Genomic DNA, 20,390 nt, shown 5'->3' on the forward strand with positions numbered 1-20,390 from the left:
CCACCGCGGGCCCGACGGCGCCGCGCACCTCCGCCGGGAGGGCGCGGCGCCGTCGTCGTGTCCGGCGCGGGCCGACGCTGGGGCGCCGCTGTGCGCGCCCGTGGCCATCCGCCGGGCTTGGCTGGCGGATCCGCCAGAGATGCCTCGACCATCCGCCAGACTTCGACCCTGGGCCTCGTCGTGACGGAATCGTGACCTTACCGTGATCCCAGTCACCCCGGCCCGAGCCCCTCGGGCACCCGCGTCCGGTGGCCCAGAACTCCGAGGAGATCCCGTGCAGTCCTCCCCACTCCGCAGCACCCGCCGCCGCATCGGCGCCCTCGTGGCCGGCGCCGTCCTCGCCGGCGGGACCCTGACCTCGTCCCCCGCGCTCGCGGCCCCCTCCGGCGACGCCCCCGCCGCACCGGCAGCCACCCCGACCGCCGCCTCGCCCCTGGCGGCGGCGCAGGTCGAGGACCCGAACGCCGACGGCTACGACTCCTTCATCGTCACCTACAAGGAGACCGCCGCCACCGCCCACGCGAAGGGCCGAGCCAACGCCTGGGGCAAGGCCGCGAAGGAGGCCGGCGTCTCCGTGAAGGAGCTGCGTGAGACCGCGCTCGGCTCCCGCGTGGTCAAGGCGGACCGCAAGCTGGATCAGGCCGAGTCCGCGAAGTTCATGGCCGACCTGAAGGCCTCCGGGGCGGTCGAGGCCGTGGAGCCGGACGCCATCCTCACCGCCACCGGCCTGAGCCCCGTGGACGCCCTCTACTCGCAGCAGTGGGGCTTCACCGGCACCCACGGCATGCGGGTCCCCGGGGCGTGGGACCGCACGACGGGCTCCGGTGCGACCGTGGCCGTCATCGACACCGGCATCACCTCCCACCCGGACCTCGACCGCAACGTCGTGCCCGGCTACGACTTCATCTCCGACGGCAGGGCGGCGCGCGACGGCGGGGGCCGCGACTCCAACCCGCGCGACGAGGGCGACTGGTACGCCGCTGGCGAGTGCGGCACCGCCGGTGCCTCCGACTCCTCGTGGCACGGCACCCACGTGGCGGGCACCGTCGCGGCCGTGGCCGACTCCCAGGGTGTCGTCGGCGTGGCCCCGAACGCGAAGATCCAGCCCATCCGCGTGCTCGGCAAGTGCGGCGGTTCGCTGTCCGACATCGCCGACGCGGTCGTGTGGGCCGCCGGCGGCACCGTGGCGGGCGTGCCGGCCAACCCGAACCCGGCGGACGTCATCAACATGTCCCTCGGCGGCTCCGGCACGTGCGGCACCACCTACCAGAACGCGATCAACGCGGCCGTCTCCCGCGGCGTGCCCGTCGTCGTGGCGGCGGGCAACGAGAACCAGCCCGCCGCCAACGTGCGCCCGGCCAACTGCCGGAACACCATCGTGGTGGCCGCCTCCACCTCGCAGGGCGCCCGCGCCTCGTTCTCGAACTACGGCTCCGCCGTGGACGTGACCGCCCCGGGCGCGAACATCATCTCGACCGTGAACAACGGCGCCACCACCCCGACGACGGCCGGCCACGCCGCCTACAACGGCACCTCGATGGCCACCCCGCACGTCGCGGGCCTGGCCGCCCTGCTGCTGGCCAAGCAGCCGAGCCTCACCCCGGCCCAGGTCGAGTCCACCCTGAAGTCCACGGCCCGGCCCATGCCCGTGACCTGCTCCGCGGGCTGCGGCGCCGGCCTGGCGGACGCCACCAAGGCGGTCTCCTCCCTCGGCGGCAGCTCCTGACCGGAGCCCGCCCCGGGCGCCGGGACCTCGTTGGTCGCCCAGGGCGGCGTCGAGCCCGGCGCCACGCTGACCGACGCCTGACGTGCTCGTCGGCTCTCGATGGCCGCTCCGCCGTGCGCGGGGTGGCCGTCGCCCGGGTGGACAGGCGGCGCCGCCTGAGGTATCGTTTTTCGAGTTGTCACCCCCATGGGGCGACGCCCGGATCTTTAGCTCAGTTGGTTAGAGCGTTCGCTTCACACGCGAGAGGTCGCTGGTTCGAGTCCAGTAAGATCCACCGCAGCAGGGCCCTCCTCCGGGAGGGCCCTTTCGCGTCCCCGGGCCGCGGTGCCGACGGCCCCGGCGGGGGAGGTGCCGGCGTGGTTGGATGGACGCGTCGGCGGGGTTCGGCCCACCGCCGTGGCGCGTCCAGCGCCCGCACACGGAAGGAGAGGGTGAGCCGCATGGAGCAGGAGGGCACCCAGGAGCCGGCGCGGTTCGACCCCCGCATCGCGGAGCCCCCGGCCGTCCCCACGCTCATCCCCGTGCTGCGCCCGGCCGGCGCCGAGGATGCCGCGGCTGCCGGCGACCTCGCACTCGACCCGGAGGACCCCGGCCTGCTCGACCTTGACCCGGCGGAGTCCGCCCACCCGGCCGCGGTCGCCGTCGAGCCGACGGAGCCGCTGCCGCCCGTGGTCCGCCCCGCCGCCGCCGATCCGGTCCCGGAGCCGGAGCCGGAGCCGGAGGAGCCGGCAGAGCCGGAGGCGGAGACGCTGCCGGAACCGGCCGCGGACGCGCCCCTGACAGAGCCGCCGCTGTCCGAGCAGGTGCCCACCTCCGTCCTGGCCCCCGCGGACGCCGACGGCGCCCTGCCCGCCCCGGACGTGATCCCCGCGCCGGACATCACCGTCCCGGACCCGGTGGTCCCCGTGGGCCCGCCCGAGAAGCGCGGGCGTCGGCCGGGCCGACGCTCCCGTGAGGTCTTCGTCGAGAACCTGCCGACGCAGGCGCTCGTGCTGGCCGACCGCCTGCACTCCTCGCCGTATGGGCGCCGCATGCGCTCCACGCTGCAGCAGCGTCGCGCGGAGGCGCAGGCCCTCGAGGCCCGCACCACCCTGGACTTCGCCCTCAAGCTGGGCGAGACCATGTTCAGCTTCGGGGCGGCCTCGCTGGACGTGGAGACCTCGATCATCGTGGCCACGCAGGCCTACGGGATCCTCGAGACCGAGGTGGACCTGACCAACCAGTCCATCTCCCTGAACTACGCGCCCGACTCCTCACGCGGCGAGGCCCCGTTCACCCTCCAGCGGGTGGTCCGCTCGTCCTCGGTGAACTTCGAGGGGCTCGTGGCCGTCCACCGGCTCGTCGAGGAGATCGCCGCGGGCGAGGTGGACCGGGCCGAGGCCCAGCGCCGGCTCGTGGAGATCCGGCATCAGCCGAAGCCGTTCCCCGCCGTCTTCGAGATCCTCTTCTCCGGCGTGTTCGTGGCCTGCTTCGTGCCGTTCATCGGGGGGACCTGGACGGGCGCGGCCCTGGGCATGGTCTCCACCTGGCTGGTCTTCTGGCTCAAGCTCCAGGCGGACAAGGCGCGCTTCCCGGAGATCTTCTCCACCATGTTCGGGGCGATCACGGCCACGGTGATCGCGCTGATGGCCTACGCCCTCGACCTGCCGGTCAACCCGGCGCTGGTGATCGCCGGCGGCATCATGATGCTCCTGCCCACGGCGAGGTTCGTCACCGCGGTGCAGGACGCCATCCACGGCTTCCCGGTGACCGCCGCGGGCCGCTTCCTCTCCGCGCTGCTCGTGTTCGCCGGGGTGATGGCCGGGATCATGATCGCCGTGGGCATCGGGGATCTCGTGGGATTCGAACAGCTGGACCTGGCCGAGGCGGGGACGCTGAGCTATCCGCCGCTGCTGCTGCTGGGCCTCGTGATGGCCGCGGGCATGGCGGACGCGGTGGTGGAGCAGTCGCGGTGGCCGCAGATCCTGGCCTGCGGTCTCGTGTCCGGGGCCGGCTTCGGCGCGTACCTGGCAGCGCAGCAGATCGGGGTCAGTGACCGGCTGGTGCCCGCGGTCGCCGCGGCGGCGGTCGGGTTCCTCGGCCGCCTGGTGGCCCAGCGGCTCGCGGCCCCGGCGCTCGTGATCGTCCTGCCGTCCATGCTGTTCCTGCTTCCCGGACTCACCATGTTCCGGTCCGTCTACGGGTTCACCGTGGAGACCGGGGCCACGCTGCTGGGCGTCGAGGGACTGTTCAACGCCGCGGTCATCGTCGTGGCGATCGCGGCCGGCGTCGCCTTCGGCAACACCCTGGCCAAGCCGATCACCGACCGGATGGGCACGCTGCTGCCCACCGAACTCGTGATGCACCAGCGCCGCTGACCGGCGGCTCGGCTCAGTCGGGCAGGCGCCAGTCCACCGGCGCCGCGCCGGCCGCCTCGAGGAGCCGGTTCACCCGGCTGAAGGGCCGGGAGCCGAAGAACCCGCGGTGGGCGCTCAGGGGAGAGGGATGCGGGGACTCCACGACGCCGGCCCCCGCCGCCGCCAGCAGCGGCGCCATGCGCCGCGCGTCGGCTCCCCACAGCAGCCCCACGAGCGGGGTGCCGCGCGCGCAGAGGGCCCGCACCGCGGCCTCCGTGATCTGCTCCCAGCCGAGGCCGCGGTGGCTGCCGGGTGCGCCGGCCCGCACGCTGAGGGCGCGGTTCAGCAGCAGCACGCCCTGGTCCGTCCACGCGGAGAGGTCGCCGTGGGCGGGCGGGGTGATGCCGAGGTCGTCGTGCAGCTCCCGGTGGATGTTGGCCAGGGAGCGGGGCAGCGGCCGCACGTGGCGGTCCACCGCGAAGCTCAGGCCGATCGGATGGCCCGGCGTCGGGTAGGGGTCCTGGCCCAGCACGAGGACGCGGACGTCCGCGAACGGCTGACGGAACGCCCGCAGGATGTGCTCCGGCGCCGGCAGCACCTGCTCTCCGGCCGCCCGGCGGGCACGCAGGGCCTCGCCGACCTGCTCGAACGCGGCGGCCTGCGGGGCGAGGGCCGCCTCCCAGCCCGGATCCAGGGGCGCGATGAACTCCATGCCCCGAGGGTAGACCGGGTGGGTACAGTGGCCGCCATGTCCCACCCCACGCCCGTCTCGCCCGATCCGGCCCCGGACGAGGGTGCCCGCGCGCGGGCGCGACGGGACGAGCTGACGGACCTGGAGCGTGCGGTCCTGGACCTGGAGGCCGCCACCTGGCGGTACGGCGGGGCCAAGGACCACGCCGTCCGAGAGCGTCTGGGGCTGCCTCCGACCGCCTATTATCAGGTGTTGAACGGATTGCTGGACCGTGAGGCCGCCCTGGCCTACCGACCCCTGCTGGTCACGCGGCTGCTGCGCAAGCGCGGCACCCGCAGCCGGGCCCGGAGGGGACCCGCGGATCCGGCGCCGTCCACGCCCGCTTCCCGCCAGGAGAACTGACCCATGGCCTACCAGCCCGACCGCTTCGACGAGGTCCCCGAGTACACGGACCAGCGCGGCGCGCACCGCGAGTCCTTCGCCGCTGCCGGCGCGACCGCCGCGGGCGGGGGTCGCCGCCTGAGCCCGCTGCTCTGGGTGGCCGGCCTCGTCCTGCTCGCCGGCCTGTTCGTGGGCGTCGTCCTGCCGTGGCTCACCGGCGACCGCTCCGAGCCCGTCGCCGCCGAGAGCTCGACGACGGCCCCGGCGGTCGAGCCGTCGCCGTCGACGTCGACGTCGGCGTCGTCCGAGTCCTCCTCGGCGTCCTCCGCGTCGGCGTCGACTGCATCCGCGACCGAGTCCGCCACCCCGTCCGAGGACACGGCGGAGGCGTCCCGTTCCGCGGCTGCGGCCGCGGCTGAGTCCTCGCGGGTGGCGCAGGAGGCGGCCGCCGCAGAAGCCGCCGAGTCGTCCCGGGCCGCCGAGTCGTCCCGTGCCGCCGCGGAGGCCGCTGAGTCGTCCCGTGCCGCCACCGAGGCACAGGCGGCGGAGGCCTCGCGTTCCGAGGCCGCCGCGCAGTCCGCAGAGGCGTCCCGGTCGGCGGCGGCCGTCCAGGCGGCGGAGTCCTCGCGCGCCGCCGCGTCCCGTTCGGCCGCCGCGGCGGAGGCCTCGCGCTCGCAGTCCGCGGCCGCGTCGAGCTCCCGTGCGGCCGCGCAGTCTGCGGCCGCGTCGAGCTCTCGTGCGGCCGCGCAGTCCGCGGCCGTGCGCGGCACCCACGTCACCGTGTACAACGCGACCCGCTCCCAGGGCCTCGCCGCCTCCTACGCGCAGCGGCTCACGAGCGCCGGCTACACCTCGGTGGACGCGAAGAACTGGAGCGGCTACGGCATCCAGTCCTCCACCGTCCTGTACAACGGCTCGGCCAACAAGGCCGCCGCCGAGGCGGTCGGCAAGGAGCTCGGCTTCCCGGTCATGCAGACCCCGAACCTGCAGGTGAACGGCGTCGCGGTGGTCGTCACCGGCTGACCCGCCCGCCGTGCGGCCGTGCCGGACGCGCACCCTTCCCGGCCCCCCGGCGGGGCGCCTCCCGAGGCGTTCTGCCGGGGGCCGTCCGCCGTCCGCGGAAGAGCGGGCTCCCGCACCGCGGACCCTTTGCACTCTCCCGGTGCGAGTGCTCATAATGGGGTTAGCACTCCGAAGGCGCGACTGCCAGCCGTACCCCGGTCGGTCCGGCGCCGTGGAGGAGGACCTGTCCACCGATGAGGCCCCCAGGGGCCGTCCGTCGCGGGCATCGGCGCGGGTCAGCCACCAGAAGTAGGAAGCCGACGTCCAGAAAGGACCTGCACATGGCCAAGACCATCGCATTCGACGAAGAGGCCCGCCGCGGCCTGGAGAAGGGTCTGAACACCCTGGCCGACGCCGTGAAGGTGACCCTCGGCCCCCGCGGCCGCAACGTGGTGCTGGAGAAGAAGTGGGGCGCCCCCACCATCACCAACGACGGCGTCTCCATCGCCAAGGAGATCGAGCTCGAGGACCCGTACGAGAAGATCGGCGCGGAGCTCGTCAAGGAGGTCGCCAAGAAGACCGACGACGTCGCCGGCGACGGCACCACCACCGCCACCGTGCTGGCCCAGGCGCTGGTCCGCGAGGGCCTGCGCAACGTGGCCGCGGGCGCCGACCCGCTGTCCCTGAAGCGCGGCATCGAGAAGGCCGTGGAGGCCGTCACCTCTGAGCTGCTCTCCGCCTCCCGCGAGATCGAGACCAAGGACCAGATCGCGGCCACCGCCTCGATCTCCGCCGCGGACAAGCAGATCGGCTCCCTCATCGCCGAGGCCCTGGACAAGGTCGGCAAGGAGGGCGTCATCACCGTCGAGGAGTCCAACACCTTCGGCCTCGAGCTCGAGCTCACCGAGGGCATGCGCTTCGACAAGGGCTACATCTCCGGTTACTTCGTGACCGACGCGGACCGCCAGGAGGCCGTCCTCGAGGATCCCTACATCCTCATCGTCAACTCGAAGATCTCCTCCGTGAAGGACATGGTGGCGATCCTCGAGAAGGTCATGCAGTCGGGCAAGCCGCTGCTGATCATCGCCGAGGACGTCGAGGGCGAGGCCCTGGCCACCCTCGTGGTCAACAAGATCCGCGGCACCTTCAAGTCCGTGGCCGTGAAGGCCCCGGGCTTCGGTGACCGCCGCAAGGCCATGCTCGCCGACATCGCCATCCTCACCGGCGGCCAGGTCATCTCCTCCGAGGTGGGCCTGTCCCTGGAGAACGCCACCCTCGACCTGCTGGGCTCCGCCCGCAAGGTGGTCATCACCAAGGACGAGACCACCATCGTGGAGGGTGGCGGCGACGCCGAGCAGATCGCCGGCCGCGTGGCCCAGATCCGCTCCGAGATCGAGAACACCGACTCGGACTACGATCGCGAGAAGCTGCAGGAGCGCCTCGCCAAGCTGGCCGGCGGCGTGGCCGTCATCAAGGCCGGCGCGGCCACCGAGGTGGAGCTCAAGGAGCGTAAGCACCGCATCGAGGACGCCGTGCGCAACGCCAAGGCCGCGGTGGAGGAGGGCATCGTCGCCGGCGGCGGCGTGGCCCTGATCCAGGCCGGCGCCAAGGCGTTCGGCGGCCTGCAGCTCGAGGGCGACGAGGCCACCGGCGCGAACATCGTGAAGGTCGCCATCGAGGCCCCGCTGAAGCAGATCGCCTTCAACGCGGGCCTGGAGCCCGGCGTCGTGGCGGACAAGGTCAAGACCCTCGACGACGGTCACGGCCTGAACGCCGCCACCGGCGAGTACGAGGACCTGCTGGCCGCCGGCATCAACGACCCGGTGAAGGTGACCCGCTCGGCCCTGCAGAACGCCGCGTCCATCGCGGGCCTGTTCCTGACCACCGAGGCCGTCGTCGCGGACAAGCCCGAGAAGGCCGCCGCCGGCGCCGAGGGCATGGACCCGATGGGCGGCATGGGCGGCATGGGCGGCATGATGTGATCAGCCGCTGAGCCGGCCCGGCCCGTTCGGGCGCCCAGCCAGCGAGGCCCGTCTCCCCGTCCGGGGAGGCGGGCCTCGCCGCGTCCGGGGCCGGCACCGGGGCGCCCCGCTCAGGCCGACAGCGCGGCTCGTTCCGCCGCCAGGTTGCGGCGGGCGGCGGCCTCCCACCGTGCTCGGCCGGGCGCGGTCCGATACAGCGGCCCGGCGTCCAGCAGGGCGTCCAGCACCGCGCCGCGACCGCGGGCCCAGTCCGCGTCGCACACGTGCGCGTAGTCCCGCCGCACCGCGGCCACGTAGCGGGCGTAGGCCTCGGGGGAGCGGCCGAGGACCTCGAGGTCCGCGTCCGAGAGCACCGCCCCGGCCGCGTCGTGCGGGGCGGGGTCGTGGGCGGCGGTGAGCAGCACGAGGCGTGCCACCTCGTCGACGACGTCGGCCGGCACGGCCAGCCGCGGATCGGTGAGCACGTCCCGGGCCAGGGCGGCCGAGTCCGCCTCGTCCTGGCCGGCGGGCGCGGTGGGGTCCCCGGCGTAGACGGCGTCGTGGAACCACGCGGCCAGGCGGACCGCACGCGGATCCGGCCCGGTCTCCGCCCCCGCCCGCTCGAGCAGGTCCACGGACTCGAGCACCGCGAGCAGGTGGGCCGGGTCGTGGTAGTGCCGATGCGGCTCCGCCCAGCGGGCCAGCAGGTCGCGTCCCGCCGTCGTCACCGCATCCGGGCTCGCCGCCGTGCCCTCGAACAGCCGCGCCCAGCGCCGGGCGAGGACGACGTCCCGCTTCTCGGCGCGGCTCCGGGCGGGCACGCGCAGCCCCGAGGCGGCGAGCCGACGCACCAGCTCCCGTCCGGTGACGGGCACCGCCCCGCGGGCCACGAGCTCGGCACGTCGGTGCGCGGGCACGTCGTAGTGGTCCCGGTCGAAGACCCGCTCCGAGAGCCCTGCTGCCCGCGCGAACGCGTGGAGCTCCTCGAGGGAGGCGTCGGAGACGAGGTGGGAGAACACGGTGCCGTGGGCGGGCCACGCGGGCGGGTCGATCAGGACGGTCATGCCTCCACTCTAGGAAGCACGGACCGGGGCGCGGCCGGCCGGCCGCGCCCCGGTCCGTTCCGGGCGCTCAGAACCGGAACATCGCGGCGTTGGCGGTCTCCGCGTCCTGGTACTGGGTGGCGGCGGCGTCCATCGCGCGGCGGATGCCCGCCAGGGACTCCTCCACGCGCTGCTGGGTGGCGCGCCACTCGGTGAGCACGCCCTGGAAGTTCGCGGCCGCCTGGCCGCGCCAGGTGTCCTGCAGCTGGCGCAGGTTGGCCTCCATGGTGCTCACCTCCGCCTGGAGGCGTCCGATGGAGCCCTCCACCGCCCCGCTCTTGGCCCGCAGGTCCTCGACGTCGATCTGCACGATGCTCATGTGACTGTCCCCTCTGACGAGTGCTGATGGGCGGCGGGTGCCGCCGGGCACCACGCTAGGGACGGGCGTCCCGCTCCGCCGCCGGGTCGTCCTCGCCTGGGGACGGGGGGTCGGCCTGAGGCGCCTGTGCAGGAGCAGACGCCCGACGGCGGCGCTCGGCCGAGGCGCGACGGAACCGCTCCGCCGCACGCAGCAGGCGGCTGCTCCGGGCGGCGTCCGCGGCGCTGGCGCCGGCGCCCGACGGCGCGGCCAGGGCGAGGGGGCCGGTGGGCGGACCGGCCGCGTCGTCGTCGGTGTCCCGTGCGGGCAGGCGCTCGTCCTCGACGTCCTCGTCCGCCTCGTCCTCGAACGGTGCCCACGGCAGGTGGACGGAGAAGGTGGCGCCGCCGCCCTCGGTCTCCAGCAGCCGGACGGAGCCGCCGTGCTGGGCCACGATCGCCGCGACGATGGCCAGGCCGAGCCCCGTGCCGCCCGTCTCGCGGTGCCGGGAGGTGTCCGCGCGGTAGAACCGCTCGAAGATGCGGGCGCGGTCCTCCTCGGACACGCCCGGCCCGTGGTCACGGATCTCGATCACGGAGCTGCGGCCCGCGCCGTCCGCCCCGGCCTGGCCGCCGAGGTGGTCGACGGTGCCGACCGCGATCTCGATGGGGGTGCCGGCGGGGGTGTAGCGCAGGGCGTTGGCCATGAGGTTCACCACCACCTGGCGCATCCGGTTCTCGTCGCCGAGGATGGGCGCCGGGGCCGCCCGGTCGCCGTCGGGGCCCACGAGGGTGACCTTGCGGTCCGGGGCGTTCACGGAGGCGTCCATCATGGAGTCCATCGCGAGGATGAGCAGGTCCACCGGGGCGTGCTCGAGGGGGCGCTGCTCGTCGAGGCGGGCCAGGGTGAGCAGGTCCTCCACGAGGCGGGTCATGCGGGTGGCCTCGGACTCGATGCGCTGCATGGCGGCGGCGACGTCCTCCTCCTCGCGCAGCCCGCCGTGCCGGTACAGCTCGGAGAATCCGCGGATGGTGACCAGGGGGGTGCGCAGCTCGTGGGAGGCGTCCTGCACGAAGCGGCGCATCTTGTCCTCGGAGATCTCCTTGTCCCGGAACGCGGACTCGATGTGCGCGAGCATGGCATTGAGGGAGCGGGAGAGCCGGCCCACCTCGGTGTCGGGCGCCGCGCTCTCCACGCGCTGGCTCAGGTCGCCGGCGGCGATCTTGGCGGCGGTGCGCTCCACGCGGTTCAGGGTGCGGAACGCGCGCTGGACCGCCAGGTTGGCCACGATCACGGTGCCCGCCGTCGCGAGCAGGCCGATGGTCACGACGATCGAGGTGACGCGCTCGACGGAGGAGGTCACGCTCTGCAGGGGAAGGGCCACGGCCATGGTGCCGTCGCCGCTGCTGAGCCCGTACAGCTGCACGCGCCAGCCGCTCGAGTCCGGCTGTGTGCCGGGCACCTCGAAGGAGGCGGAGCCGCGCTCCAGGGCCTCGGCCGGGGTGATGTCCGGGAGGGCCGGCTCGTCCGCACCCGGCATCACCGGGGTCTGGACGACCCGCGCGCCCTCGTTGTCCCACACGACGCCGTAGAAGCGCAGGATGGGCAGCTGCGGCATGTAGTACTCGCCGGTCTGGGCGACGTTGGCCAGGTACATCGAGACGGTGTCCCGGTTGGCGGCCATGTCCTCGTCCAGCTGGCGCACCGCCTCCTGGCGGAACAGCACCGCGGTCGCCACGGCGGTCACGGCGACCAGGGCCAGCATGAGCGCCGCGATCATCACGACCAGCTTGGTGCGCAGGGACTGCCCCTGCCACGCGCCCCTCAGCCAGGCGCGCGGATGGCGGACGCGGGCCGCCGCGGCGTCGAGCCGCGCACGCACGTCAGCGCTTGTCCGCGGTGCGGAGCATGTAGCCGACGCCGCGCTTGGTGTGGATCATCTTCTCGCGGCCGCCGACGTCGATCTTGCGGCGCAGGTAGGAGATGTAGGACTCGACGATCGAGGCGTCCCCGTTGAAGTCGTACTCCCACACGTGGTCCAGGATCTGGGCCTTCGAGAGCACCCGGTTCGGGTTCATCATGAGGTAGCGCAGCAGCTTGAACTCGGTGGGGGAGAGCTCCACGACCTCGCCGCCGCGGCGGACCTCGTGCGCGTCGTCGTCGAGCTCGAGATCGTCCACGCGCAGCACCGCCGCGTCGTCGTCGAGGGAGGCGGTGCGGCGCAGCACGGCGCGGATGCGGGCGACCACCTCGTCGAGGGAGAACGGCTTGGTCACGTAGTCGTCGCCGCCGACCGTCAGGCCGGTGATCTTGTCCTCGGTGCCGTCCCGCGCGGTGAGGAACACGACGGGGAAGTGACGGCCGGCGGAGCGCAGGCGGCGGGTCACGGTGAAGCCGTCCATGTCCGGGAGCATCACGTCCAGCACGGCCAGGTCCGGCTGGAACTCCTCGGCGGCGTCCAGGGCCTCCCGGCCGTTGGCCGCGGCCGTGACCTCGAAGCCGGCGTAGCGCAGGGATGTGGAGAGCAGCTCGCGGATGTTGGGCTCGTCGTCCACCACCAGGAGGCGTGCTTCGGGGTTCTGAGGCTGCATGGGGCCAGTCAACCGCCCCGACCTGGGAGCATCCTGAAGGCGCGCTGGATGTCACGGGGCGTCGTTGGCCCGACGGCTCAGGGGCGCGAGCGCCGGACGGCGCCCAGCACCACGTGCAGCAGCATCAGGCCGAAGCCGACGGGCAGGCCGAACAGCGCGAGCGCGAACAGCGCCGGGGACGCCGGCCACGCCAGGAAGTACGCGACCAGCAGGGCCACCAGGGCCAGAGCGGACACCGCCGTCACGGCCACGCCCAGCACCAGGACGACGCCACGACCGCCCCGGTGATCGGCGGGGTCGGCGGCGGGCGCGGAGGCGGGGAGGGTGGAGGTCCGAGGCATGCCCGCCACTCTAGTCGGGCTATCCTGGGAGGTCATTGACGACCACGTCCTCCGCCGTCCCCTCCGGGCGCACGGCCAGGCTGGTCCCACCGATGCCGCGGCGCACCGCCACGCCGGTGCCGGACCCCGCCGACCCGAGACGAGAGCACGGCCGCCCCTGCGGCGCCGGCCCGACGCGGTGGACCCACATGACGAGGAGCAGGTGACGCACATGCCCACCGGGCGCATCAAGTTCTACGACTCGACCAAGGGCTTCGGGTTCGCCCAGACGGACGAGGGCGAGGAGGTCCACGTGCCCGCCTCGGCCCTGCCGGCCGGGGTGACCGAGCTGCGCGGAGGCACCCGCGTGGAGTTCGGCGTGGCCGAGGGCCGCCGCGGCAAGCAGGCGCTCTCGCTGCGCGTGCTCGACGCCGCACCCTCGGTGGTCCGCAACCACCGACCCGGCGCCACCGAGATGGCCGTCCTCATGGAGGACCTCATCACGTGGCTGGACCAGACCTCCAACGGCCTGCGCCGCGGCCGCTACCCCCAGCGCGCCCAGGCGCAGAAGATGGCGCAGGTGCTGCGCCGTGTCGCCGACGATCTGGAGGCCTGAGCCATGACCACCCACGACGACGCCCCGCGCGTCGACCACCGGAGCCCCGACGCCGAGCCCGCGCCCGCGGAGGAGAGGGCGGCCGTGCCGCCCGCGCGTCGCCGGGCCCCGCGCCGCGACGAGCTGCTCGCCGCCGCCGTGGACGCCGCCCGCGCGGGGCTGGCCGGGCTGGCCGCCCCGGACGAGGTGGGGGAGCACGTGGACGTGCTCGTGGACGACGACCGGCTCCTGACGCACCGCTTCGCGTGCCGCATGCCCGGCTACGCGGGCTGGCTCTGGTACGTGACGATCGCCCGGGCCCCACGCGCCAAGCAGGTCACCGTGTGCGAGACCGGCCTCATGGCGGGGGAGGGTGCGCTCGTGGCGCCCCCGTGGGTGCCGTACGCCGAGCGCGTGAACGAGGAGGAGCGCGAGCGGCTCAAGGCCGTGGCCGAGGGCCGTGTGCCCGGCGCCCCGGCGCCTGAGACCGCGCCGGACGACCGCGGCTGAGACGGCGCGCCCCGGCTGACCCGCCGGGGCGGACACGCAACGGGCCCGCGGTGGAGTCCCCCGCGGGCCCGTGTCCCCGTCCGGGGACGGCTCAGGCCAGGCGCTCGACCACGTGGTCGATGCAGCGCAGCAGTGCCGCGACGTCCTCGGGCTCGATCGCGGCGAAGGTCGCGATCCGCAGCTGGTTCCGGCCGAGCTTGCGATAGGGCTCCACGTCCACCACGCCGTTCGCGCGCAGGGCCTGGGCGACCGCCGCCGCGTCGACGTCGTCGGAGAAGTCGACGGTGCAGACCACGGCGGAGCGGTCCTCGGACCGGGCCACAAAGGGCGTGGCGAAGGACGACGCCTCGGCCCACGCGTACACGCGCGAGGAGGAGTCGGCGGTGCGGGCGGTCATCGCGTCCAGCCCGCCCTGACCGTTCATCCAGCGCAGCTGCGCGTCCAGCATGACGAGCGTGGCCAGCGCGGGCGTGTTGTAGGTCTGGTCCTTGAGGGAGTTCTCCACGGCCGTGGCCAGGTCCAGGAACGCCGGGATCCAGCGGCCGGACTCCTTGATCTCCGCGACCCGCGCCAGGGCCCGCGGGGAGAACAGCGCGAGCCACAGACCGCCGTCGGACGCGAAGTTCTTCTGCGGCGCGAAGTAGTACACGTCCGCCTCGGACACGTCCACCGGCAGGCCGCCCGCGGCCGAGGTGGCGTCGACGACGACCAGCGCGTCCTCGTCGATGCCCGCGGGGCGGACGACGGGCGCCATCACGCCGGTGGAGGTCTCGTTGTGCGGCCACGCGTACACGTCGACCCCGGCCACGGCCTCCGGCTCGGGGCGGGTGCCCGGCTCGGAGGTGCGGATGTCCGACGGCGCCAGGAACGGCGCCTGGTCGGTGGCCTTGGCGAACTTCGAGCCGAACTCGCCGAAGCTCAGATGCTGGGCGCGCTCGCGGACCAGGCTGAAGGCGGCCGCGTCCCAGAACGCGGTGGAGCCGCCGACGCCGAGGATCACCTCGTAGCCCTCCGGCGCCGAGAACAGCTCGGCGACGCCCGACCGGACGCTCGCCACCAGGTCCTTGACCGGCTTCTGACGGTGCGACGTGCCGAGCAGCCCGGCTGCGTCCTGGAGCGCGCTCAGCTGCTCGGGGCGGACCTTGGAGGGGCCGGCGCCGAAGCGGCCGTCGGCCGGCAGCAGGTCCTGGGGGATGGTGATCTCGGCGGGGGAGGTCATGCGTGCTCCTGACGCTTCGGGGTCGCGGGTCGCGCCCATTCTCCCGCGCCCGGGACCACCGGCCGTCCACGTGACTCACGCCTCGCTAGGATGTCCGGGACGAAGAGCCCGAGGGAAGAGGACGTGCCATGACGGATCTGATCGACACCACCGAGATGTACCTGCGCACGATCCTCGAGCTCGAGGAGGAGGGCATCCCCCCGCTGCGCGCCCGCATCGTCGAGCGTCTGGAGCACTCCGGCCCCACCGTCTCCCAGACCGTGGCCCGCATGGAGCGGGACGGGCTGGTGCACGTGGGCGCGGACCGTCGGCTGGAGCTGACCGTGGCGGGCCGCGAGCGGGCCGTGTCCGTGCTGCGCAAGCACCGCCTGGCCGAGCGCCTGCTCGCGGACGTGATCGGCCTCGAGTGGGAGCTCGTCCACGAGGAGGCCTGCCGCTGGGAGCACGTGATGAGCGACCAGGTGGAGCGCCGCCTGCTCACGCTCCTGGAGAACCCCACCGAGACCCCCTACGGCACCCCGATCCCGCCCCGGCCCGAGCAGGCCTCCGCCGAGGACTGGAGCCGCGACATGGGCCTGGCGGGCGCCCGGCTCTCCGAGGAGGCCGCCACCGCCGGCCGGTTCCGCGTCCGCGGGCTGGCCGAGGGCGTGCAGACCGACCCCGAGCTGCTGGCCCAGCTGGCCGGCGCCGGCGTGACCCCCGGCCGTGTGGTGCGTGCCGAGGCCGCCCGCGACGCCGGGTACATCCGGGTCGAGGGCGAGGCGGAGGACGGCGCGGCCGCGGACGGCGGGGCCCTCGAGCTGGCCGAGGCCACGGCCGCGCACGTGTGGGTCGAGCGTCTCGACGGCTGAGGCGCGGCGCGCCGTCGTCGTGCGTGACGGGGGCGTGATGGCCCGGTGACGGGCCGGTGAACCTCTTCCGCCGCCGCAGGCGACACGCGGCGCGCCGATGCACCCGCGTCTAGCGTGGGGACACGACGCCCCTGTGTCCCCACGCTTCCGAGGCCCCCGATGCGCACACTCGTCCTCAACGCCGGCTACGAACCCCTCTCGGTCGTCTCCGACCGCCGGGCGCTGCTGCTCGTGGCCACCGGCAAGGCGAGCGTGCTCGAGGACGCCGGTGACCCGATGCGCAGCCCCACCCGCGCGTGGGGCCGGCCCCTCGTGATCCTGCTGCACCAGTACATCCGGGTGCCCCACACGGACGCGGCCCCGGTCTCCCGCAAGGGCGTGCTGCGCCGGGACGGACACCGCTGCGCCTACTGCGGCGCCCACGCCACCACCGTGGACCACGTGCGGCCGCGCTCGCGGGGCGGCGAGAACTCGTGGGAGAACCTCGTGGCCTGCTGCCTGCGCTGCAACGGGGCGAAGGCGGACCGCTCGCTCGAGGCCCTGGGCTGGCGGCTGCGGGTGGAGCCGGTGCGCCCGCGCGGGGCCCAGTGGCGGATCCGCGAGCTGGAGCGGCCCGCCGAAGCGTGGCGGGACTACCTGCGCCTGGCGGCCTGACGCCGGAAGCGGAATCGCGCCCGCCCGTGCCCGGCGGTTCCTAGACTCTCCAACGGTCGAGAGAGCGGAGGGGCCCATGAGCATGGAGTCGGCGGCACGGATGTCCATGATGCGGATGACCCGCGGGCAGTCCGACGCCCAGCAGAGCCTCGCCCGCGGCACGGTGCGCCGGACCATCGCGTTCGCGGGCCGGTACCGCACCCGCCTGATCGTGTTCGTCGCGGCGTCCATCGTGGGCGCGGTGCTCGGCGTGGCCTCGCCCGTGCTGGCCGGCGACGTCGTCAACGCGATCACCGGCGGCGCGGACCGCGGGCTCGTGGTGCGGCTGGCCCTGCTGATCGCCCTCGTGGCCGTGCTCGACGCGGCGCTGTCCGTGTTCACCAAATGGCTCTCCGCCGGGCTGGGGGAACGCGTCATCTACGACCTGCGCACCGCCGTGTTCGACCACGTGCAGCGCATGCCGGTGGCGTTCTTCCAGCGCACCCGCACCGGCGCGCTCGTCTCACGCCTGAACAACGACGTGATCGGGGCGCAGTCGGCGATCTCGCGGACCCTCTCCGGCGTCGTCGCGAACGTGGTGTCCGTGGCGCTGACCCTGGGCGTCATGGTGGCCACCAGCTGGCAGGTCACCGTCCTGTCCCTCGTGATGCTGCCGCTGTTCCTGGTGCCGGCCCGGGCGGTCGGCTCGAAGCTGGCGGACCTGTCCCGCGAACGGGCCGGGCACAACGCGGCCATGGGCGACCAGATGACCGAGCGGTTCTCCGCTCCCGGCGCCACACTCATCAAGCTCTTCGGCCGCCCCGCCGCCGAGTCCGCCGAGTTCGCCCGCCGCGCGGACCGCGTGCGCGCCACCGGCGTGGACATCTCCGTGCGCCAGGCCGTCTTCACCACGCTGCTCACCCTGGTCTCCGCGCTCGCGCTCGCGGCCGTGTACGGCGTGGGCGGGCTCCAGGCGATCGCGGGCACCCTCGACGCCGGTGACGTCGTCACTCTCGCCCTGCTGCTGACCCGCCTCTACGCGCCGCTGACCGCACTGGCGAACGCCCGCGTGGAGATCATGAGCGCGCTCGTGAGCTTCGAGCGCGTGTTCGAGGTCCTGGACCTGGAGCCCCTCATCACGGAGCCCGCGCGGCCCGCAACCCTGCCGGAGGGCCCGCTGTCCGTGCGGCTGCGGGACGTGCGCTTCGCCTACCCCACCGCGGAGCAGGTGTCCCTGGCCTCCCTCGAGGAGGTCGCCGTGCTGGACACGCGCGGCGGCGAGGAGGTGCTGCACGGGATCGACGTGGCCGTGCCCGCCGGGGCCACCGTGGCCCTCGTGGGCTCTTCGGGTGCGGGCAAGTCCACCATAGCCTCGCTCGTCACGCGCCTGCACGACGTCACCTCCGGCGCCGTCGAGATCGGCGGCGTGGACGTGCGGGACCTCGCGTTCGCGGACCTGCAGCGGGCCGTGGGCATGGTGACCCAGGACGGCCACCTCTTCCACGAGACCGTGCGCGCCAACCTGACGCTGGCCCGCCCCGACGCGACGGACGAGCAGCTGTGGGACGCCGTCGAGCGGGCCCGCCTGCGCCCCGTGGTCGAGGCGCTGCCGGACGGGCTGGACACCGTGGTCGGCGAGCGCGGCTACCGCCTCTCCGGCGGCGAGCGGCAGCGCATGACGATCGCGCGGCTGCTGCTGGCGGCTCCGCGCGTCGTGGTGCTGGACGAGGCGACGGCGGCGCTGGACTCCACCAACGAACGCGCCATCCAGGAGGCGCTGGGGGAGGCGCTGGCCGGGCGGACCGCGATCGTGATCGCGCACCGGCTCTCCACCGTGCGCAGCGCGGACGAGATCCTCGTGGTCGAGGCCGGGCGGATCGTGGAGCGCGGCACGCACGCCGCGCTGCTCGCGGCGGGCGGGCGGTATGCGGAGCTCTACACCACGCAGTTCGCCGACGCGGAATGAGGCGGCGACCGGACCGGCCGCCCAGGTGCCCCAGGCCGGAATCGAACCGACGGCCTACCCTTTAGGAGAGGGTCGCTCTATCCAACTGAGCTACTGGGGCGCGGACCGTGCGTCGGTCCGGTGAGCGAGTCTAGCCGAGCCCTTCAGGCCGCCCGCGTGGCGCGACCACGACGGCGCCGCCCGGCCCACAGCATCACGGCCACCGCCAGCGCGAGCAGCGCCAGCAGGACCCAGCGGGTCAGCGTCAGGGCGGCGGCCAGGCCGGTGCCCGGGCCGCCGGCGGCGATCGCCTGCTCGATCGCGATGTTCTCGCAGATGTCCACGACCGCGAACAGCACGCCCAGCCCGAAGACGGCCCACTTGGCGCCGACGGGACGCAGGCGCCATGCGCCGACCGCGGTGACCGTCAGTGCCACGGCGATCGGGAAGATCACGCCGGCCGTCTTGTGCACCCAGTTCAGCTGGCCGCGGGCGTCCTCGTCCATGACCGCGGAGAGCGCGCGGATGTGGTCCTGCCCGTAGAACAGCAGGGAGTCCGGCATCGCCAGGCCGCCGCTGAGCTGGGTCATCTGCTGCAGCACCAGCAGATGGAGGTACGCGCCCACGAGCAGGGTGGTCACGATCAGCGCGCTCACCGGGATCGCCGGGCTGCCCTCGCGCTCAGCGGCCGCGGCGAGGTCCTCACGGACGTTGACGTCCCGCAGCGTGGGACGGGAGCGCGGGGACTCGGCGACCGGGCGCGCGGCGGGCCGCGACGGGCGCGGACGGGACTTGCGAGACTTCTGGGACACGGGGCACCTCCGCGGTCCATCCTCCCAGACCGGCCGAGCCGGTCCGGTCCCGCCCAGCCCCGCCCAGCCCAGCTCACTTTCGAACGTGAAATCGGGGTCATGGGAACTTTCGAACGCGAGATAGGCCCCACATCACGTTCGAAAGTGCGGGTGGGGGCGAGTCCGGGGCGGCTCAGTCCGCGTGGCGAGGCCGCGGGCGGGGGACCTGGGCGGGTGCGTCGGACGCCGGCTCGGTGGCCGGGGCCGGCCCCGCGGTGGACTGCGGCTCGGACGCCGGCTCGACGACCGGCAGGGGCGCCGTCGTCGGGGCGGGCTCGGCGGTCTGCGCCGGCACGGCGTCGGCCGCCTCCGGGACCGCTGCCCGGGTGCGTGGCCGCTCCCGGCCGCGTCCCGCCGTCGGGAACTCGAAGAGCCAGCGCACCCGTCGGTAGCCGAGCGCGAGGGCGAGCGGGACGAGGAACGTGAACGACGCGATGGCCACGTAGAAGTCGACCGGGCGGACCGCGGCGAGGTCGCGGAAGGCCGCCACCGCCAGGATCAGCACCGGCATGTGGGCGACGTAGAGGACCATCGAGCGGCGGCCGCAGAACTCGAGGAACGGCAGACGGGGCAGGCGCGGGCCGAGCCACAGCACCACGAGGATCCCCGGCAGAGCAGCGAACACGGACCAGGGCTGGCGCTCCGCCACCACGAGCGCGCCGGTGCGCGTGGCCGTCACGGTGAGCACCATCAGGATCACCGCGATCACACCCAGGGCGGCCGGCGCCGTGCGGATCCGGGGGAGCAGTCGCGCGGACGCGGCACCGAGGAAGAAGTACACACCCCAGTACAGGGGACGCACCCAGTCGCGGGGGCCGCTGACGAACTCCAGGAGCAGCACGAAGAGGACGGCCGCGACCACCAGCGCCGGGACACGGCGGATCACCGGGCCGATGAGATAGCAGAGCATGAGCACCCACAGGAACCACAGGTGCCACGCGCCACCGCGCCAGAACTCGCCGGACAGCAGGGACCCGGGCCTGCCCGTGGCCAGCGCCAGCACGACCATCCAGACGAGGAACGGCCACAGGATCCGCTCCGCCTTGCCGCGGTAGTACGTGCCCAGCGGCTTGGACACGGAGCGGGGCAGCAGGACGCCGGACAGGAACACGAGCATCGGCATCCGCCACGACTGGAACACCTGCACCACGTTCGCGAACGCCACGGAGCTGAAGGTCGCGTCGAGGCCCTGCGGCATCGTGTAGGTGTGGGTGAACATCACCAGCAGCACGGCGAATCCGCGCATCGCGTCCATCCAGGTCATCCGGCTGGGGGTGGACCCGTGGGACATGGGCGGGGTCGGCGTGGTGGACATGGCGGCTCCGGGGTGACGTGGCGGGGCAGGGGAAGGAGGCTCCGCCGCCACATCGCGCGGAA

19 protein-coding genes and 2 tRNA genes are annotated in these 20,390 nt (G+C 74.1%); 11 read left to right on the forward strand and 10 right to left on the reverse strand.

Features of this window, described 5'->3' with window-relative positions; translation table 11 throughout:
- Positions 1-274: 274 nt before the first annotated feature.
- From DE149_RS03530 to DE149_RS03540, 3 genes are all read left to right on the forward strand, one after another.
- Entirely contained in the window at positions 275-1,726 is a 1,452-nt protein-coding gene (locus tag DE149_RS03530) for a S8 family peptidase (protein ID WP_233490697.1), read from the forward strand.
- 200 nt (positions 1,727-1,926) lie between these two features.
- Positions 1,927-2,000 (forward strand) — tRNA-Val (locus tag DE149_RS03535).
- A 166-nt stretch (positions 2,001-2,166) separates the two neighbouring features.
- Positions 2,167-4,083 carry a threonine/serine exporter ThrE family protein gene (locus tag DE149_RS03540; protein WP_113913964.1) on the forward strand — a complete coding sequence of 639 codons (1,917 nt, stop codon included), beginning with the start codon at positions 2,167-2,169 and terminating at the stop codon, positions 4,081-4,083.
- Positions 4,084-4,096: 13 nt separating this feature from the next.
- On the opposite strand, the gene DE149_RS03545 is transcribed toward DE149_RS03540, so the two are convergent.
- Positions 4,097-4,774: a uracil-DNA glycosylase gene (locus tag DE149_RS03545; RefSeq protein ID WP_101967273.1), complete on the reverse strand. Its 678-nt coding sequence runs from the start codon at positions 4,772-4,774 to the stop codon at positions 4,097-4,099.
- Positions 4,775-4,810: 36 nt separating this feature from the next.
- Here DE149_RS03545 and DE149_RS03550 point away from each other — a divergent pair, with 36 nt between their 5' ends.
- From DE149_RS03550 to groL, 3 genes are all read left to right on the forward strand, one after another.
- Entirely contained in the window at positions 4,811-5,155 is a 345-nt protein-coding gene (locus DE149_RS03550) for a DUF3263 domain-containing protein (RefSeq protein ID WP_152743975.1), read from the forward strand.
- 3 nt (positions 5,156-5,158) lie between these two features.
- Positions 5,159-6,157, forward strand: coding sequence for a LytR C-terminal domain-containing protein (locus DE149_RS03555; RefSeq protein WP_113913965.1), 999 nt, complete (start codon positions 5,159-5,161; stop codon positions 6,155-6,157).
- 320 nt (positions 6,158-6,477) lie between these two features.
- Positions 6,478-8,118 carry a chaperonin GroEL gene (gene groL / locus DE149_RS03560; RefSeq protein WP_113913966.1) on the forward strand — a complete coding sequence of 547 codons (1,641 nt, stop codon included), beginning with the start codon at positions 6,478-6,480 and terminating at the stop codon, positions 8,116-8,118.
- A 110-nt stretch (positions 8,119-8,228) separates the two neighbouring features.
- Here the strand turns inward: groL and DE149_RS03565 are convergent, their stop codons facing one another.
- The 5 genes from DE149_RS03565 to DE149_RS03585 all read right to left on the reverse strand — a co-directional run bounded on the left by DE149_RS03565 (position 8,229) and on the right by DE149_RS03585 (position 12,430).
- Positions 8,229-9,161 carry a DUF4031 domain-containing protein gene (locus tag DE149_RS03565; RefSeq protein WP_113913967.1) on the reverse strand — a complete coding sequence of 311 codons (933 nt, stop codon included), beginning with the start codon at positions 9,159-9,161 and terminating at the stop codon, positions 8,229-8,231.
- Between the two features lie 67 nt (positions 9,162-9,228).
- On the reverse strand, positions 9,229-9,519 hold the full coding sequence (locus tag DE149_RS03570; RefSeq protein ID WP_010079419.1) for a WXG100 family type VII secretion target: 291 nt from the start codon (positions 9,517-9,519) through the stop codon (positions 9,229-9,231).
- Between the two features lie 55 nt (positions 9,520-9,574).
- The gene (locus DE149_RS03575) at positions 9,575-11,380 is read right to left on the reverse strand and encodes a HAMP domain-containing sensor histidine kinase (RefSeq protein ID WP_078025816.1); all 1,806 of its coding nucleotides are present in this window, start codon (positions 11,378-11,380) and stop codon (positions 9,575-9,577) included.
- Between the two features lies 1 nt (position 11,381).
- Positions 11,382-12,089, reverse strand: a complete 708-nt coding sequence (locus DE149_RS03580) for a response regulator transcription factor (protein WP_113913968.1) — start codon at positions 12,087-12,089, stop codon at positions 11,382-11,384.
- A 77-nt stretch (positions 12,090-12,166) separates the two neighbouring features.
- Positions 12,167-12,430, reverse strand: a complete 264-nt coding sequence (locus DE149_RS03585) for a hypothetical protein (protein WP_041103073.1) — start codon at positions 12,428-12,430, stop codon at positions 12,167-12,169.
- Positions 12,431-12,641: 211 nt separating this feature from the next.
- On the opposite strand from DE149_RS03585, the gene DE149_RS03595 reads away from it, so the two are divergent.
- Both DE149_RS03595 and DE149_RS03600 read left to right on the forward strand, forming a co-directional pair.
- Entirely contained in the window at positions 12,642-13,025 is a 384-nt protein-coding gene (locus DE149_RS03595; RefSeq protein ID WP_020628350.1) for a cold-shock protein, read from the forward strand.
- A 3-nt stretch (positions 13,026-13,028) separates the two neighbouring features.
- Positions 13,029-13,514, forward strand: coding sequence for a DUF3027 domain-containing protein (locus DE149_RS03600; protein WP_041103071.1), 486 nt, complete (start codon positions 13,029-13,031; stop codon positions 13,512-13,514).
- 91 nt (positions 13,515-13,605) lie between these two features.
- Here the strand turns inward: DE149_RS03600 and serC are convergent, their stop codons facing one another.
- Positions 13,606-14,733, reverse strand: coding sequence for a phosphoserine transaminase (gene serC, locus DE149_RS03605; RefSeq protein WP_044659024.1), 1,128 nt, complete (start codon positions 14,731-14,733; stop codon positions 13,606-13,608).
- A 128-nt stretch (positions 14,734-14,861) separates the two neighbouring features.
- On the opposite strand from serC, the gene DE149_RS03610 reads away from it, so the two are divergent.
- From DE149_RS03610 to DE149_RS03620, 3 genes are all read left to right on the forward strand, one after another.
- Positions 14,862-15,584 carry a metal-dependent transcriptional regulator gene (locus DE149_RS03610; RefSeq protein ID WP_020628347.1) on the forward strand — a complete coding sequence of 241 codons (723 nt, stop codon included), beginning with the start codon at positions 14,862-14,864 and terminating at the stop codon, positions 15,582-15,584.
- A gap of 159 nt (positions 15,585-15,743) precedes the next feature.
- Entirely contained in the window at positions 15,744-16,238 is a 495-nt protein-coding gene (locus DE149_RS03615; protein ID WP_020628346.1) for an HNH endonuclease, read from the forward strand.
- Between the two features lie 76 nt (positions 16,239-16,314).
- Complete coding sequence (locus tag DE149_RS03620; protein WP_199489688.1) at positions 16,315-18,183, forward strand: ABC transporter ATP-binding protein; 1,869 nt, start codon at positions 16,315-16,317, stop codon at positions 18,181-18,183.
- Positions 18,184-18,209: 26 nt separating this feature from the next.
- On the opposite strand, the gene DE149_RS03625 is transcribed toward DE149_RS03620, so the two are convergent.
- The 3 genes from DE149_RS03625 to DE149_RS03635 all read right to left on the reverse strand — a co-directional run bounded on the left by DE149_RS03625 (position 18,210) and on the right by DE149_RS03635 (position 20,328).
- Positions 18,210-18,283 (reverse strand) — tRNA-Arg (locus DE149_RS03625).
- Positions 18,284-18,326: 43 nt separating this feature from the next.
- Positions 18,327-18,974 carry a hypothetical protein gene (locus DE149_RS03630; protein WP_044659023.1) on the reverse strand — a complete coding sequence of 216 codons (648 nt, stop codon included), beginning with the start codon at positions 18,972-18,974 and terminating at the stop codon, positions 18,327-18,329.
- Positions 18,975-19,146: 172 nt separating this feature from the next.
- Positions 19,147-20,328: an acyltransferase family protein gene (locus DE149_RS03635; RefSeq protein ID WP_101967279.1), complete on the reverse strand. Its 1,182-nt coding sequence runs from the start codon at positions 20,326-20,328 to the stop codon at positions 19,147-19,149.
- Positions 20,329-20,390: the final 62 nt, after the last annotated feature.

The organism is Micrococcus sp. KT16 (assembly GCF_003315015.1).
Lineage (GTDB): Bacteria > Actinomycetota > Actinomycetes > Actinomycetales > Micrococcaceae > Micrococcus > Micrococcus luteus.

What these genes read in the sequence shown, in the direction of transcription:
- groL (WP_113913966.1), top strand. Translation starts at nt 6,478, where the DNA reads ATGGCCAAGACCATCGCATTCGACGAAGAGGCCCGCCGCGGCCTGGAG.
- DE149_RS03550 (WP_152743975.1), top strand. Translation starts at nt 4,811, where the DNA reads ATGTCCCACCCCACGCCCGTCTCGCCCGATCCGGCCCCGGACGAGGGT.
- DE149_RS03545 (WP_101967273.1), bottom strand. Translation starts at nt 4,774, where the DNA reads ATGGAGTTCATCGCGCCCCTGGATCCGGGCTGGGAGGCGGCCCTCGCC.
- DE149_RS03610 (WP_020628347.1), top strand. Translation starts at nt 14,862, where the DNA reads ATGACGGATCTGATCGACACCACCGAGATGTACCTGCGCACGATCCTC.
- DE149_RS03540 (WP_113913964.1), top strand. Translation starts at nt 2,167, where the DNA reads ATGGAGCAGGAGGGCACCCAGGAGCCGGCGCGGTTCGACCCCCGCATC.
- serC (WP_044659024.1), bottom strand. Translation starts at nt 14,733, where the DNA reads ATGACCTCCCCCGCCGAGATCACCATCCCCCAGGACCTGCTGCCGGCC.
- DE149_RS03615 (WP_020628346.1), top strand. Translation starts at nt 15,744, where the DNA reads ATGCGCACACTCGTCCTCAACGCCGGCTACGAACCCCTCTCGGTCGTC.
- DE149_RS03565 (WP_113913967.1), bottom strand. Translation starts at nt 9,161, where the DNA reads ATGACCGTCCTGATCGACCCGCCCGCGTGGCCCGCCCACGGCACCGTG.
- DE149_RS03620 (WP_199489688.1), top strand. Translation starts at nt 16,315, where the DNA reads ATGAGCATGGAGTCGGCGGCACGGATGTCCATGATGCGGATGACCCGC.
- DE149_RS03635 (WP_101967279.1), bottom strand. Translation starts at nt 20,328, where the DNA reads ATGTCCACCACGCCGACCCCGCCCATGTCCCACGGGTCCACCCCCAGC.
- DE149_RS03580 (WP_113913968.1), bottom strand. Translation starts at nt 12,089, where the DNA reads ATGCAGCCTCAGAACCCCGAAGCACGCCTCCTGGTGGTGGACGACGAG.
- DE149_RS03595 (WP_020628350.1), top strand. Translation starts at nt 12,642, where the DNA reads ATGCCCACCGGGCGCATCAAGTTCTACGACTCGACCAAGGGCTTCGGG.
- DE149_RS03600 (WP_041103071.1), top strand. Translation starts at nt 13,029, where the DNA reads ATGACCACCCACGACGACGCCCCGCGCGTCGACCACCGGAGCCCCGAC.
- DE149_RS03555 (WP_113913965.1), top strand. Translation starts at nt 5,159, where the DNA reads ATGGCCTACCAGCCCGACCGCTTCGACGAGGTCCCCGAGTACACGGAC.
- DE149_RS03570 (WP_010079419.1), bottom strand. Translation starts at nt 9,519, where the DNA reads ATGAGCATCGTGCAGATCGACGTCGAGGACCTGCGGGCCAAGAGCGGG.
- DE149_RS03585 (WP_041103073.1), bottom strand. Translation starts at nt 12,430, where the DNA reads ATGCCTCGGACCTCCACCCTCCCCGCCTCCGCGCCCGCCGCCGACCCC.